The following is a 15,993-nucleotide window of genomic DNA, read 5'->3' on the forward strand; positions in this document are numbered from 1 at the left end:
GTCAGGAATCTTTCATAATTTTTGCAGGAATTTGTCGAGAAATAAAGGAATATATAAGCAGGACATAAAAAGGAGGAAAAATATATGAAAAAGATAGTGACACTACTTTGTGCTAGTTTAATTGTTTTATTGATGTTTGTTGGTCCCGGAAATTCAGTAAAAGCCGTAAAACCAAATTTAGTACCAGATTTGTTTTCTTGCGGATGTGACGATCATAGTATCTACCCTATAACAGGTTCCGAAAAGAATAAAATTGTTGCAGAACTTTTAAGCAGCAACGCTTTTCAGACTCAAAAATCGTTGCTCAAAAAGGAGTACACTTTTAAGGGTGTAAACGAAGTACAAGTTGCAAAGGTCGAAGGTGCAAACATTGTAATGGTTGCTGTTCCCTTTTTTAAAAAATCAGGAACTTTAGAATTTGCAATGTTTACAAATGGAGCATTTATAGATATGGCTACTCCGCCAACAGAAGAAGATCACAATCATTAAAATCATTAATAAAAGATAGGGTTGGTATTCCAGCTCTATCTTTTTTCAAATTTATTGACTATCCTCTTACTTATCCGTTATCTCATCAAAAGCAGCCGACACTTTATCAAACTCATCGTGACAATGGCAGGAGTTCTATTTATAGTAAAATGGAAATATTAAAATGAATGTCTTTATTAATAGAGCTTTTGTGGGGACTGCTCCGATGTAAGTTTTAAGTTAAGCAAAAAAACAGGCCCTTAGTATCTTCCTAAGAGCCTGTTTAAAAATTTTATATTAAATATTCACCAATACGAATTTTGTTAATTATATTTTTTGTCAAAGTCAAACTCAATATCCTCCAGTTTAACCACTTTCGTTTTCTTAACCAGTTTATATCCAAAGAATAAACAAAGGAAAAACGGAATTCCTAAGTAAGCCGCTACAACCCCGCCCCAGTCAACCTGGTCCGCAAGAAAGGCTTGAAAATTTTGAGCTAAAATTACGATAATTCCACAAGCAATCGCAAAAATCGGTCCAATCGGAAACCATTTTGCCTTATACGGTAACCTGTCTAGCGAATGCCCTTGGGCAATAAGGGCTTTTCTGAACCGATAATGACTGATGGAAATACCAAGCCAAAAGATAAAACCAGTTATACTGATCGCATTCATTAACCAAATATAGACCATACCATCCCCGAAAAAGGAAGCCAAAAAGGCAAGCGCACCAATAGCACAAGTTAGAATAATACCTGCAACTGGAACTCCACGGTTGTTAAGTTTTCCAAAAATCTTCGGGGCTTGTCCTGCCTTCGCCATTGAATACAACATGCGGGTTGAAGCATATAGGCTGGAATTACCAGCTGATAATACCGCAGTTAAAATAATAGCATTCATAAGAGAAGCCGCAAAGGCTATCCCAGCCTTTTCAAAAATGAGGGTAAATGGACTTACCATCACATTATCATTTTGTAAATTTGGATTGGTATAAGGAATAAGAAGTCCAATCACAGCAATTGCTAAAATATAAAAAATTAGGATTCTCCAGAAAACGCTTTTAATCGCCTTTGGTACATTTTTGGCTGGGTCCTTACTTTCCCCCGCTGTAACCCCCACTATTTCCGTGCCTTGGAAAGAAAAACCTGCTGCAATAAAAACTACAAATACACTTAATATTCCTCCTGAAAAAGGAGCTTTGTCCACTGTAAAGTTTTTAAAACCTACTGCTTCTCCTCCCATAATGCCGAAAATCATCAATAAGCCAACTATAATAAAGATTACGATTGCTGAAACTTTAATTAAAGAAAGCCAATATTCGCCTTCTCCATATCCTTTAACAGACAAATAATTTAATAGGAAAATAAGTGCTAAGAATGAAGCACTCCAAACCAAGGATGGACTATTCGGAAACCAAAATTTCATAATCATGGTAGAGGCAGCTAACTCAGCTGCAATAGTCATTGCCCAGCTAAACCAATATGTCCATCCAATCGCAAAACCAAATGCAGGATCAACAAATTTTGTCCCATATGTACTAAACGCACCACTTGTTGGCATAAAGGCTGCCATTTCTCCTAAGCTTGTCATAACAAAAAAGACCATTGCGCCAACTAAAACATATGCTAGTAACGCTCCTCCAGGTCCAGCACTGCTTATAGCTGCACCGCTGCTAAGGAATAATCCAGTACCAATTGCTCCTCCTATAGCTATCATCGACAAATGACGTGAGCTCAACTCACGTTTTAATGTCTGTTCTTTTGGCTTCTCTACAGATTTCTGGAATCTTTCAACTTCACGCTCTTGTAACATTCTCTTCAGTCCTTTCTCTATTATATTTAAAACGCTTACAAAACAAATAAATCTATTTTAGGCACAAAAAAGGTGTCTACAAGTCATGGTAAATAGACTTGTAGACACTTAAATTTTGTGTCACAAGTTCACCTTCCTTCTCATAAACGCTTACGAGGTTAGCTGTCGGATTCGGACCTCTTGAGTAGCCCTACCTTATAAAGGATTCACCCCTTAGATTAATCAAGCCATATGGTTCCCCCGTACCTAAACGATTTCAGCGATTTAGAAATTTGAAACTATTTTTAATATTATTTTAGTTATTAATATATTAAAAGTAAAATCATTTTATTAATAATAATAATAAATACGTAAGTTCGCAAAAAAACACTGTTATTATTCAAGATATTTGAAACGACTTGCTTATTATTGTATTTCAACTATATTAAAATCATTATAGTAAATTACTTCACTAAGAACTTTACACCCTTTAATACTATTGTAAGTTGCTCTTGCTTCTGCTTGGTTATCAAACTCAAACATTTGAATATTTTTTTCTGAATATACCGTAATAATCCACATTAATATCCCTCCCTTTTTATATAGTTTGCGTTTATCAAGACTGAAACTTCTGAATATTTCAGATAAACTAACCAATCTCTTCAAGTTTTGGCATTAATGATGCATTGGAGTACTTCACCTTTTGAATTGACCATTTTTACTATTAGCACTGTAGAATCTTTATATATCTTGTTATTCTTTGATGCAATAACTATGCCAACTTGATTTCCCGTACGAAATATACGTTTTATGATTGTATATAACCAATTTGCGCAAAATTTTTTTGCCTCCGCAAAATTTCTTTGCATTGTAACTTTCTAAGATTCTCTTCGTAATGTTTATTTGAAATACTTCCTTTGGTTAGTCACACCTACACACCAAGACATTCCTAAATATAAAAAAGCTGGCAGCTGCCAGCTTTTTTAATTACTATTCCTCTTCCTCATCCATAATCTCATCAAAAGCAGCAGAAACTTTATCAAATTCCTCATCACTTTCAATAGCAGATAAGTCTCCATCCTCATCAACTTTTAAGAAGAAAATATCAATATCATCTTCTGTTTCCTCTTTAATGTCTTCAACAAATCCTACAGCTACATAATTCGTGCCTTCTATATTGATGGAAGCTAGTACCTCTACTTCCTGCTCCTGATCAGTTTCATCACTAATCGTAAATATTTCGCCTACTTCAATATTAGCCATTTGAAATCTCCCTCTCATTTAAAAAATAAGCATTTCATTCCATAAGTATTTCTAAGTAAGCCTAAAAAAATGCTTATAGATTACTTATTTTTGTTCAATAACCTTAATAAACTCACGTAGATAGTCAGGTAAATCTGGCGGCCGTCTGCTTGAAACGAGGTGGCCATCTACCACAACCGGTTCGTCATACCAAGTTGCACCCGCATTTTCCATATCATCCTTAATTCCAGGTGTACTTGTTACCTTCTTGCCCTGCAAAATTTTTGCAGAAATTAATACCCAGCCAGCGTGGCAGATTTGGCCAATCGGCTTCTTATTTGTTTCGAAATGCTGCAGGAGTGTTAGAACTTCAGGAAAGCGGCGAATTTTATCTGGCGCCCATCCTCCTGGTACCAAAATAGCATCGTAATTCTCCCCCTTAATTTCACTATAGGAGTAATCCGATTTTGCCGGCACACCATATTTTCCTATGTACTCATCCTGAGCCTTCTCACCCGCTAAGTGAACCACAGCTCCTTCTTCCCTTAGTCTAAGAATCGGATACCAAAGTTCAAGATCCTCAAAATCGTGATGGACAAGACTAACAATTTTCTTACCTTCTAAACGCATCATGCTTCCCTCCTCCTGTTTTATTATGACACATAAAATACAAACCACAAAAAAACACCCCTGATCAGTGGTGTCTACGTTAATACCTCCCGTAACAGGATTCCTAGGGTAATGCCAATAAACATTGATGTAAGTGTCCCTAATAGAAAATACTCTGCCCAGTTCCGGTCATCCATTTGTTTAAAGCGCGCAATAGACTTGGCAGCAACTATAAATCCAATCGCTGGATAAGCACTATAAAAGGTTAGGACTAAAACTAGTAATCTTTCAAGATAGCCAATTAATTTTCCGCGTGAAAGATCATGCTTACCGAAAATCGAATAATTGTATTCCTCAGCCAAAACTCTATTCCCACTATAATTCGTTGTATATTGAGCTTCTTGCCTTTCATTTTTAAACGTATATTTACCTTCAAAGGTTAAAAGCTGATTAGGCAAGGAGCCTAAAAGTATTTTTATTAAATGGCCGCTTACAGTGGTGGCGACAATAATCACGATAAAAGTGAATAAAACGGAGTTAACAGTATTCAACTTCTCTCCATTGTGAAAAAAATCATGAATTTCTCCAAGATTTATTCCTAAAAAGAAATGTCCCGCAAGCAAAATACAGACGAGATGCAACAGCTGGTCAACAATAAAGAAACTTACACGATTTAAATTTTCTTCAATACTAAATTTGATAGTATCATGGTGCTTAATTTTTAGTAAATCAATAACATAATGGGTAATACCGATAAAAAGTAACGGGATAATCAGATTGCTAATAATACTTACTTCTATATTAACTAGGTAAAAAACAATCAGCACAAATCCATTCAAAAGAAAATGATGTCCGATATGCTTTCTAAGATGAATCATTTTATCCTTTACCATTTCATCAGTTTGGAGGTAAAAATCAGCAATAAGATGAGCGAGAATAAGGGATAATACTAACATGAAAACTCCTCTCTACCGTGTATTACATAAGCAAATTTATTTTAATATGATTTCTTATAGATTCCATTAATCCTGCACTTAAAGCTTGTGGTTTTATTGAATGATCGCTATATGATTTTTCCTGCAGAGAGTCCAGGGTGGCAATCAATGTAGTAAAAACATTTAGTATTTCTTCACTCTTCCCTTTTTTATAATGACTCGAAATGGTTGGTGCTGTTTTCCCGAGCAGTTTGGCTACAGCTTTTTGCTGCTCCAAAATTAAGTAATAGGTACAAACCTGCTCTTGAATCTTTGTCTGCCCCTTCATCATAATAAGCTGGACATTTAATAGTGAGTTGATTAATGTTTCAAACTCTGAACGAAACTGATTATAGGGAAAGAATTGATTTTGATAAAATTGATCAAGTTCAAACTTAAATAACGGTCTTACTTGTTCCTCTTTCAGTAAATCATTTGCATACCTTGCCTGTTTGATTAAAGGATGAATCCACCTCTCTATATCTACTTCCTCTAGCTCTTTATCGCTATCACCAAAAGACAGGCCAAAATAAGGGGGATGATCCGAATACTTCCAAATTCTGCTTATAAAAAACGCTAAAATATAGGCAGTGGAATAACCATAACCAGCGAAGATGATTTCATCTCCCGCTCTGTGCTTCACTTTACAATGACCGATTTTCTTAGACCAAATGGTGACCCAGTTCACCAGCTCATCTAAGTACTCAGTCAATTCATCTCCCATGTCACCAGACGAAGAGTTGCTAACATCGAGAATAAAGATTGAGATAGGATAGTTCATGGTTTTCTCCTTCTTCATAAAATTAGATTATATAATCTAATTTTATAAAAATTCGATTATATAGTCAAACTCACGCCTGAATAGATTAAATTGTATGTATCAGGTATTAAATGACTACAAAATCTCTCCATTCTTGCGGAATAAGGTCTTGGTACTGCCTTTGTAAAAATCGATCATCTACCAAAACAATCGTGCCGTGATCCTCTTCTGAACGGATTAATCGCCCGCCAGCTTGGAGCACTTTATTCATACCAGGAAAAACGTAGGCATAGTCATATCCGTTTCTTTCATTCTTGTTAAAATGATCTCTGATAAGATTCCGTTCATAACAAAGCTGCGGCAGACCTACACCTACTACCACCACCCCATTTAAACGGTCCCCCTTTAAATCCACTCCTTCTGAAAAGACCCCGCCAAGTACAGCAAATCCAATTAATGTCCCCGATGGATTGGGCTTGAACTTTTTCAAAAAATCTTCCCTTTCCTCTTCAGACATGCCTGCACCTTGAAGCAAGGTATTAGTTTCCGGAAATTCTTTACTAAACTCTTCATATACAGACAGCAAATATTGATAGGAGGGAAAAAAGATTAGATAATTTCCCGGCCGATTTCGAACTAAAGATTGAATCATGCCTGTAATTGCAGGCTTCGTTCTCTCTCTGTCACGATACCTCGTTGATAAAGGCTTGATAAAAATATCTGTCTGCTCCTTTTTAAATGGAGAAGGGATTGAAAGCGTAAAATCCTCCTGTGTCCCTCCAAGAATATCCTGATAATAAGAAAGGGGTGAAAGAGTGGCCGAAAAAAACACCTTCGAGCGATATCCTTTTCCCATTTTCTGAAGCAATTTCGATGGGTCAATACAAAATAGCTTCAGGGTTACATCATTTTTGTTTCTTTCTCCATAAATGACATAGTGTTCATCGAGTAAATCAACTATTTTCAAGAAAGAATTCACCTGGAAGTATAACTCAAGAAGACTTGGAACTGTTTCTCTTAATAGAAGTATTTCCGCGTCTTCTTTAAATTGATGTAACAGCTTTACCAGTTCTTCATCCAACAGTTCCAGGGTAAATTCATTTAAATCCCCGTTATTCTTTTTTAAAGATATAAACCAAGCATTTATTTTCGAAGCACTCTTATAAATTCCCTTATTGACACCTTTAAATTCTTTTTTCAATTGAAGAAACAACTCCTTGTTTAGTGACGCAGAGAACATCTCTCTTCCACGGTCAACAAGATTGTGTGCTTCATCAATTAATAACAGTGTGGATTTCTTTTGATCTTCAAATAAGCGTTTTAACGATACCCTTGGATCAAAAATATAATTGTAATCACAAATGATTGTGTCGGCTGCATAAGCAAGATCAAGAGAAAATTCAAAAGGACAAACAGTATGTTTACGAGCATATTTCTCGATTACTTCACGATTCATACAGTCTTCATTAGCCGCAATATCTAAAATAGCTTCATTTATTCGATCATAATAGCCATCAGCAAACTCACAATAATCCTTCTGACATTTTGTTTCTTCCTTAAAACATACCTTGTCCTTGGCTGTAATCGTTACATATTTTAAACAAAGCCCCGAGGACTGCATGCGGCATACAGCCTCTTCCGCTGTAGTACGAGTTATGGTCTTAGCAGTCAGATAAAATATTTTGTTTAAGTTCCCTTCTCCAATCGCTTTGACGGCTGGAAACAAAGTTGATATCGTCTTCCCAATTCCGGTGGGTGCTTTTACAAACAAGCTTTTTTCTTCTGAAATAGTCTTATATACACCACCAGCTAATCTCCTTTGTCCAGAACGGTAATTCTCAAAAGGAAAAACCAATTGTTTGCTGCTTTCATTTCGCTCTTTTCGGTGATTATAAAGTAATTTTGCGTAGGGATAATAGGACTCTAATATATCCTGTACAAAACCCTCTAGTTCAGAAATGGAAAAGCTTTTTTTCATAATCCTATTTTCATCACTTTCAGTATGTACATAGGTAAGCTGTACAGAGATCTCCCGTAATTGCTGGTCCCTTGCATATATAAATGCGTACATTTTAGCTTGTGCCCAGTGTACGGGAATTCCATCGTCTGTCAGATTTTCTAAGAGCTGAGAGGTAGATTTTATTTCATCAATAATCACCTCATTATCACGATGTAATAATCCATCACATCTTCCATCAATAGAAAAGACAAGATCGTTGACAGGAAAGTCAGCTCGAAGATAAACTTCCTTTTGGTCAGAGTCCTTATATGTAAGTTGGATTTTTTGGTGTATTCTCGTTCCCTCTAACATCGTGGATTGGGACCTGAACCTAGAATCAATGCTTCCACTGCTATAAACATGCTCCACGAGGGGTCGTACCGCTATTTGAATAGTATTTGACAAGTATATCACCCGATCCAAAATAAGAATATACGTTTGCTTATTTATTATAACAGAAACCAAACCATTTTTGGACACTCACTCAATAATCTGCTCTCACATAATCTAATGTCGAGAGGAGTAAGAAATTATGTATCTCTTTACAAAGGAAAACATACACCAAATAGAGCATGAAGCCTGGAAAAAAGATGCTATGAATAAATTCCATGAGAGGATGATGGACAAAGAACAGCTTTTCCCTTGTATTCCAGCAACAATGGGATACAAACTAAATAGATTTTACTTTGGATTTGTATCAAATCCACAACAGCCTCAAGCTTCCAAACGATTGGCTCACTTGCTTAGGGAATATTCGAATATTTACAAATCCATCGGTACGTATACGTCCTTGATCATCTTTTATGAACCTTCTCCGATATGTTCAGTGGATTTATCTGTAGAAGATTATGAACAGTTGTTTTGGGAGCAATTAAACCAAATTAGTGAAATGGACGAAATGGAATGGCCGAGTCATATTCCAACCGATCCAAATTCTACAATGTGGGAATTTTGTTTTCATGGAGAGCAATACTTTATGTACTGCGCGACTCCTTCTCACATTAATCGAAACAGCAGATACTTCCCCTATTTCATGCTTGCCATCACGCCTAGGTGGGTATTAGAAAAATTCACAGCTTCTCCCCAGCATGCTGAAAAAGTTAAAACAAAAATACGAGAACGGTTGTCCGATTATGATTCCATTTCCATTCACCCGGATTTAAATACGTATGGAAATAACGATAATTATGAATGGAAACAATATTTCCTTCGGGACGACAAAACAACCATATCCCAATGCCCCTTTCATAAAAAAAATAGAGAACAAGAGTGAACTTGTTCTCTATTTTAAGCTTAAGAGCGTATTTGTCCAGTTCCTTCGACAATAGCCTTTGAGGTCGTAATCGCCCGAAGCCCCATTGGTCCCCGTGCGTGCAATTTTTGAGTACTAATGCCTATTTCCGCCCCATACCCGAATTGTTCCCCATCAGTAAATCGAGTAGATGCATTGTGGTATACCACTGCTGCATCGACTGCCTGGAAAAATAATCGAACATTTTCATTTTCTTCACTGATGATGGCTTCAGAATGCTTTGTTCCATACTCGTCAATATGTTGGATGGCTTCCTTCACATTCTTAACCAATTTCACTGCTAGAATGGGAGCTAAAAATTCGGTTTTCCAATCCTCTTCATTTGCCATTTTTACAAAAGGATATTTTGATGCCAGTTCCACATTTCCACGAAGTTCCACCCCTTTTTCATTAAGAGAATGAAGCACATCGGAAACATAAGGCCAGTTTTCATGAATCAGTAAAGTTTCAGCAGCATTGCAAACAGAAACACGGTGCATTTTTGCATTAATACTGATATCCATCGCCATTTGTTTTTGAGCGGTTTCATCAATGAATACATGACAATTACCAACACCTGTTTCGAGGACCGGGACAGTTGCATTTTCTATTACGGATTGAATTAATCCGGCACCTCCACGGGGAATCAACACATCAAGATATTGATTTAGTTTAAACATTTGCGCTGCCGTTTCCCTGCTAGTATCCTCAAGCAGCTGAACAGCATCTGCTGGGATTTTACTTTCAGCGAGTGCCTCGCGCATTACTTTTACAAGTGCCTTGTTTGAATGAAGCGCTGAGCTGCTTCCCCTTAAGAGAACGGCGTTCCCCGCTTTTAAACAAAGGCTTCCTGCATCTACCGTTACATTCGGACGAGCTTCATAGACCATGCCAATGACACCAAGCGGCACACGCACAGTATGAATCTTTAAGCCATTTGGGCGCTCCCAAGCCTCGATTGTTTCACCGATTGGATCTTCGAGTTTAATCAACTGATGTATCCCATCAACAATCTGTTGGATTCTCTTTTCAGTAAGCAATAAGCGATCTAATAAGGAAGAGGTAAATCCCTTTTCCTCTCCAGCTCGAATATCCTTCGCATTCTCTGTTACAATCCATTCCTGTTCACTTAATAAACGATCTGCCATCTTCGCTAAGGCTTCATTTTTTTCTTCACTGGAAAGAATTGAAAGTGTCTTAGAGGCCTCCCTTAACTTCTTAGCTTTTTCAAATAATTCACTCATACCTATACCTCACTTCTCTGCAGACTCACCCAGTTATTTCGATGGATTGCTTCTGCGCGTTTATTGATTGAAAAGTTTTTTGTTTTTTCACCAGGCAGCCCTTTGACCATCTTTAAATTTTTTGCAGAATAATAGATTTGACCTTTCCCTATTAATTCTCCTCTTTGATTATGCACCTCAACAACATCCATAGCATTAAATTCCCCAATGACATTGGTTACACCAACAGGCAGGAGGCTTTTTCCATTTGTAACAATGGCCGCCTCTGCCCCCTCATCAATTTCAATAATACCAGCAGTTTGTGAATGAAAGGCAATCCACTGTTTTTTCATTTGCATTTGGGTTTGGAAAGAGCCGCCAATATAGGTACCGTCTCCCTTACCCTCTAAAATGGATGCAAGCTTTTCCTTACCCTGACCCTTTCCGACAAATACACTGACGCCGAAGGAGAGAGCTTTTTTCGCAGCCATCAGCTTAGATTTCATGCCCCCCGTTCCTACAGCAGAACCACTTTCTCCCGCCTCTTCAAGAAGTTCATCATAAACCCTAGGAATAAAATCATACTTCTTAGCGTCCTTTATGACTTTGGGATTACCGTTATACAGTCCATTTACATCGGTTAGGATGATAAGAGCATTGGCATGCAGGAACCCGCTTACGAGTGCTGACAGCATATCATTGTCACCGAAAGTTAATTCCTCAATCGAGACGGAATCGTTTTCGTTAATAATTGGCATAACGCCCCTTTGTAACAGTTCAGAGATTGTGCTGTATAGATTATGAAACCGCTCCAGGCTGTAAAAATCCTCTCTAGTTAATAGAATTTGAGCTGGAACAATACCAAACTCTTTAAATTGTAAAATATAATGCTGCATTAACAGACCCTGTCCAACGGCTGCAGCTGCTTGCTTTCCTGCTGTAGTTTTTGGCCGATGAGGATACCCTAGTGCACCAAAACCTGCTGCGATTGCTCCGGATGAAATCAGAATAACATCGTGCCCCTGTTTTTTTAAATATGACAGTGCTTCGATGTGATCACGGATTTTTTCTTCAGATATTGTACCTGATGCTGTTGTAAGCGAGCTGCTTCCTATCTTTACAACCACAAGTTGTTTCTTCATCCTACTATTACCTCTCTTATAAAATATAAAAAACGACTCTTCTGTCCCCTATAAAAAGGACGGAAGAGTCGTTTCCGCGGTACCACCTTCATTGATGCCAAGAGCATCCACTTAACCCTTAACGAGGGATATCGGCTTATGTTTACATAAGCGGTGTGAACAGGGCAGGTTCAATCTTTTCCCGTGAGAAACCTTACAGCCTAAGGGTTTCACTCTCTTACACGTTTCCAAATTTACTATTCCCATACCATTAACATTTTGTAATTTTATTTATTATCTATAGAATATACAGAAATGTCAAGTGTATTTTTTGAATATTTAAATTAGTCAATGGTTATTAACTGTCCAATCAAATACTCGCATACCTTTTCTGAATGTAATCTGGCTGCGATATATGGAGGCTGAAGTCCTTTTCCCCTTCCTAACGGAAATCCGAGCCAGAGAATTTGCTGGTCCATTAGTATAAACGGGAAGGTATATCCATTCTCCTGCCAAGAATCTGGCTGTAATTCCGGCCAAGACTTCTCGGAAATAATAGTAAGAGATGCGGACGAACGGCGATTAACTAAAACCTTTATCCATGACTCAGGTAAAACAATATTTACAGGCAGAGAAATGATGATAGATGACACTGCATGTTCTATGTCGTTCTGGACCTTTTCTAATTTTAGGGCATGGATCCACTGCAATTTAGGAAGCTGATTTTTTATCCAAGTGCCAATATCTTTTGTTCTGACACTCTGCTGGTGTTTTTCTTGATGTTCAACAAGCTGTCTAATCGTTTTTCTATTATAGACATGCCTTCGAATAAAGGCGATGTTACAGACATGTATAAATTTTCCCTTTGTTCTTGTAATGGCAACATTAATGAGCCGCTCACTGTCCATTCCCGTTAAAAGCATCCCTGCACGTTCCTGCGGGCTGGAATCCACAGTATCGAAGATCATCACATCTCTCTCACTGCCTTGAAAGCGGTGAACCGTTGCAGAAACAATATCTGCATGTAACACTTCTATTTGATACAAATCCTGCAATAAGAGGTCCATTAAATTCGCTTGTGCTCTGTAAGGCGTTACATAGCCGATAGACCTTGCGCCTCCTAGGTAAGACTCATGAATTAATTGAAAAGAAATCAGTGCCTGCCAGATGTTTGACCTGGAATTAGAGCTTTTCTCAGTTAAACAAAAAGCCCCCATATAGCTTGTATCTAAAAGGACGGATGCACGTTTAGGAAATGGGCTTTTTTCAACGATCTGCATTCTACTTTTCGTGACACTTTCATGGTCGCCTACAAGAGATTGATAAATATATTGATTGGTGAAGGCGGAGATATCTGGGTGCATCCTCCTTTGTTCTTTTAATAAGAATAAGTGGGGATGAAGTTTACCCTCCTCCACCCAATCTACTACACCTGCTCGATGGAAAACATCCTCTTTTAACCACTTTGTTACAAGAGAGTCCCTTCCTGAAGCGATGGGTGGTAATTGTTTAAAATCACCGCAGATGATGACCCTTTTACCAAGTGCAGCCGCAAAAGCAGTCTGTGGTACGTATGCCATACTTGCTTCATCAAGGATCACAATATCAAAATCCCTGCCATAAATTGCGGGATCACTAGCCGCTTTAGCGAGTGTAGAACCCACTACCAAGGCATCCTTAACAAGCTCAACTTCTTTTTGACGGATTTTTTCCAGTACTCTTGCAAGCTTTTTCTCGAGCTCCAGCAGCTGATTGGAATCTCGTTTACTAAAGGAACGGGCTAAATCCTGTTTTAAGTTCTTCCGTTCTTCCACTAAAGCTTCTTTATCCTCAACAAGACTATGTTCTTGCTTTTTAAGAAGCTGACTAGTCGTAAGAGCTTCTTCGCTTGTCTCAGCTACACCCGTGTTATAACCATAACGAAGCACGTCACCTTCACGAAAGCGGTCTTTCTTTTTAATAAATCTTGAAATTTCACTAATTAATACATCCACGGCCTGGTTACTATGGGAAAGAATAAGCACCGTTTTGTCTTGGAAATATTTATTGGCCGCAACCCTTGCTAATGTATACGTTTTTCCGGTCCCCGGGGGGCCCCATACAAAAGTAACAGGATTGTACTTGGAACGTAAAACCAATTCATGTACATTGCTTTTTATCTTTTCTGCGGGATGCTTTTGGGGCATCGACGGGTTCATTAATCTTTGGACTCTTACTCGTTTTTGCTTATTTTTGTTTATTTCATCTAACCGTTCAATGAGTTGTTCCAGCAGTTCCCAAGGATCATGGTAAAGATATGCTTCGGGGATTAAATCTCCTAAAGATTGCTCTATTTGCACAATGATTCCCTTTCCCTCGGATGAAAGGACCCGCCCTCCTTGCTTCATTCCTCCCCATACCAGTGTAATGGAAGAACCCACTGGAACCTTTAATGGGAAAGCAGTGTCAAAATAATAGGTAAATAAACCATCATTCGATAATAATCTTCCATTGGTTATTCTGTATTTGTTACTCCCATATTTTTTCAAGTAGATGATTTCATTTTGTAATGCCTGCTGCCACTCTTTAATATACAAAACCGTTTTCGTCATTTTCTCATCCTTCTAAAAACTTCTTAAAGATTTCCCCATAAATGGTGAATCAACTATAGCATGTTTCTAAAGTAAAAATAAAACTTTATTCCTCTAACAAAATATTACGACAATTATTTTACTCTTCGTAAAGGTTCGTTCGTTATATAATCCATAACATTAGATATCGTTTTCTATTGAACCTTTTTACCTATCTAAAAAACTGAGGAAGTAAGCATTTTGTCACATTAATAAAAATAACCTCGATAAAAATATAACACCGTCCAAATGAGGAAGACAGGAATTATCAATGTGTTGAATGAATAGTTATTTAGTACCAGTAAAACTGGGTTGAGTATTAAAAAAGGATAGAATTAAGTCTTTTTCCTGAGAACGGTTTGTGACTTTGGACTGGTTTATCCCTGGAGTTAGACTCGGATTAAACAGCGGGTATACATAGGCCATTTGCTTTTTAAACCTTTTCTCTAGACTGGATAAGGAGGTAAAAATGAAACGAAGAGAGTTTGTTAAATATGCCGGAGGCGGTCTTGCTGCATTGGTTGTAGGCAGTGTGTTGCCTGCTTGGGTTTCTAATAACTCCCTATTCGCAGTTAAACAAGTTCAAGAACTTAACTTTACTATTACTGATGCTGTAAAAGATATGATCACCCATAACTCGATAAACAAAGCCCAATGTTATTTTTGGCTGTATAAGGAAAAAAACTTCCCAGCTGAAATCCCTGGACCTCATATTTTTACAACTGAAGGAAGTCTTATTAAGGTTTCAATTACAAATGGGCTGGATGAACCACATGCTTTTTTCATACCAGGAATGGTGAACAGTGGTCCTATTGCACCTGGAGCGACAAAGAATATCCAATTTGTGGCTTCCAAGGCAGGGACTTATTTGTATTACGATAATCTTAATGCACCTGTTAATCGAATCATGGGCCTCCATGGTGCATTAATCGTAATGCCTAATCAAGCTGTTGCAGGGCATAAGTTCACACCGTACAGTAATCCGACACCTAGTGTTCAACAGTTATTCGATGATTTTGGGACCACTTCCCACTTTCCTGGTTTAGCATGGGAAGAGGAGGATTTAGCCACTCATACTCCGTCATTCCGACAATACGTATGGGTGCTCCACGCAGCAAGCTCACGGCTATTTGCTGAAGTTGGAAAATATCCGCCCGGAAGAGATTATTCCGCTGCACAATTTATTAGTGCATACCAGCGCGATCGCTTCCGGTCCGATGGTTTGAACCGAAAACCAGACTATTTTACCATTAACGGTCAATCGGGTTGGTTTGCAGCACACAACCCATATATTACACCAAGTCACAGGGTTGGCGAACCAGCATTAGTTCGTATTTTAAACGCAGGTTTGTCCCTGCATTCTCTTCATATCCATGCTAATCACGTTTATGTTACAGGAGTTAACGGGGTCGTACAAAGTAATCCCCTCTGGGTAGACACCTATACAGTAAAACCACTGGATGTTATTGAATGGGCTGTTCCTTTTACAAGGCCGCCAGATGTCCCGAATGAGCGTGGTATTGGTCTGGCTGATAAACCGCTTATTTCTATCGCAAATCCGGAAATTAAAGGGTCTGTTCCGCACCCAGTCTGGCCGCCGACAGAGGAGTTGAACTCCCATTTCCCTAAACTTGGTACTAAAACAGGGGATGTTGATATTTCAGTTCGATTATCGTCAATCTGTTATCCTATGCACGATCATTCCGAAACAAGTCAATCTTCCCAAGGCGGAAACTATGGAATGGGCATGATGAGCGGGTTAGATTTTATCGGAGATCGAAACACTCCCGGCGGGGTTACCACATTCCCTGGTGCTGGTATGTCGCATGGCCCATATCAAACTGGCCCTGCAGCTGGTCATGAGGGAGAACATTAACCTTTACATGAATAAGAGAAAAAAGGAGTAA

13 protein-coding genes and 1 riboswitch are annotated in these 15,993 nt (G+C 38.2%); of the genes, 3 read left to right on the top strand and 10 right to left on the bottom strand.

Annotated elements, in window-relative coordinates; translation table 11 throughout:
* Positions 1-84: 84 nt before the first annotated feature.
* On the top strand, positions 85-489 hold the full coding sequence (locus SFC47_RS13055; protein ID WP_411254728.1) for a hypothetical protein: 405 nt from the start codon (positions 85-87) through the stop codon (positions 487-489).
* Between the two features lie 302 nt (positions 490-791).
* Here the strand turns inward: SFC47_RS13055 and SFC47_RS13060 are convergent, their stop codons facing one another.
* From SFC47_RS13060 to SFC47_RS13090, 7 genes are all read right to left on the bottom strand, one after another.
* Positions 792-2,183: an amino acid permease gene (locus SFC47_RS13060; protein ID WP_411254976.1), complete on the bottom strand. Its 1,392-nt coding sequence runs from the start codon at positions 2,181-2,183 to the stop codon at positions 792-794.
* 228 nt (positions 2,184-2,411) lie between these two features.
* Positions 2,412-2,551: riboswitch (cyclic di-AMP (ydaO/yuaA leader) on the bottom strand.
* Between the two features lie 133 nt (positions 2,552-2,684).
* Positions 2,685-2,840: a hypothetical protein gene (locus SFC47_RS13065; RefSeq protein WP_411254729.1), complete on the bottom strand. Its 156-nt coding sequence runs from the start codon at positions 2,838-2,840 to the stop codon at positions 2,685-2,687.
* A 408-nt stretch (positions 2,841-3,248) separates the two neighbouring features.
* The gene (locus SFC47_RS13070) at positions 3,249-3,521 is read right to left on the bottom strand and encodes a DUF1292 domain-containing protein (RefSeq protein ID WP_411254730.1); all 273 of its coding nucleotides are present in this window, start codon (positions 3,519-3,521) and stop codon (positions 3,249-3,251) included.
* A gap of 84 nt (positions 3,522-3,605) precedes the next feature.
* Positions 3,606-4,130, bottom strand: coding sequence for a type 1 glutamine amidotransferase domain-containing protein (locus tag SFC47_RS13075; RefSeq protein ID WP_411254977.1), 525 nt, complete (start codon positions 4,128-4,130; stop codon positions 3,606-3,608).
* Between the two features lie 74 nt (positions 4,131-4,204).
* Positions 4,205-5,065: a DUF3307 domain-containing protein gene (locus SFC47_RS13080; RefSeq protein ID WP_411254731.1), complete on the bottom strand. Its 861-nt coding sequence runs from the start codon at positions 5,063-5,065 to the stop codon at positions 4,205-4,207.
* Between the two features lie 22 nt (positions 5,066-5,087).
* The gene (locus tag SFC47_RS13085) at positions 5,088-5,864 is read right to left on the bottom strand and encodes a hypothetical protein (protein ID WP_411254732.1); all 777 of its coding nucleotides are present in this window, start codon (positions 5,862-5,864) and stop codon (positions 5,088-5,090) included.
* A gap of 106 nt (positions 5,865-5,970) precedes the next feature.
* The gene (locus tag SFC47_RS13090) at positions 5,971-8,247 is read right to left on the bottom strand and encodes an ATP-dependent DNA helicase (protein WP_411254733.1); all 2,277 of its coding nucleotides are present in this window, start codon (positions 8,245-8,247) and stop codon (positions 5,971-5,973) included.
* Between the two features lie 127 nt (positions 8,248-8,374).
* Between SFC47_RS13090 and SFC47_RS13095 the strand changes: the two genes are divergently transcribed.
* Complete coding sequence (locus tag SFC47_RS13095) at positions 8,375-9,115, top strand: YqcI/YcgG family protein (protein WP_411254734.1); 741 nt, start codon at positions 8,375-8,377, stop codon at positions 9,113-9,115.
* 20 nt (positions 9,116-9,135) lie between these two features.
* Here the strand turns inward: SFC47_RS13095 and SFC47_RS13100 are convergent, their stop codons facing one another.
* From SFC47_RS13100 to SFC47_RS13110, 3 genes are all read right to left on the bottom strand, one after another.
* Entirely contained in the window at positions 9,136-10,377 is a 1,242-nt protein-coding gene (locus SFC47_RS13100) for a glutamate-5-semialdehyde dehydrogenase (protein WP_411254735.1), read from the bottom strand.
* 2 nt (positions 10,378-10,379) lie between these two features.
* Positions 10,380-11,498: a glutamate 5-kinase gene (gene proB / locus SFC47_RS13105; RefSeq protein ID WP_411254736.1), complete on the bottom strand. Its 1,119-nt coding sequence runs from the start codon at positions 11,496-11,498 to the stop codon at positions 10,380-10,382.
* A 323-nt stretch (positions 11,499-11,821) separates the two neighbouring features.
* Positions 11,822-14,068 (bottom strand): DEAD/DEAH box helicase, encoded by a 2,247-nt coding sequence (locus SFC47_RS13110; RefSeq protein WP_411254737.1) that lies wholly within the window; start codon positions 14,066-14,068, stop codon positions 11,822-11,824.
* A 487-nt stretch (positions 14,069-14,555) separates the two neighbouring features.
* Between SFC47_RS13110 and SFC47_RS13115 the strand changes: the two genes are divergently transcribed.
* Entirely contained in the window at positions 14,556-15,962 is a 1,407-nt protein-coding gene (locus SFC47_RS13115) for a multicopper oxidase domain-containing protein (RefSeq protein WP_411254738.1), read from the top strand.
* Positions 15,963-15,993 lie beyond the last annotated feature (31 nt).

Source organism: Neobacillus niacini (assembly GCF_046591715.1).
In the GTDB taxonomy this organism is placed as follows: Bacteria; Bacillota; Bacilli; order Bacillales; family Cytobacillaceae; genus Neobacillus; species Neobacillus niacini_L.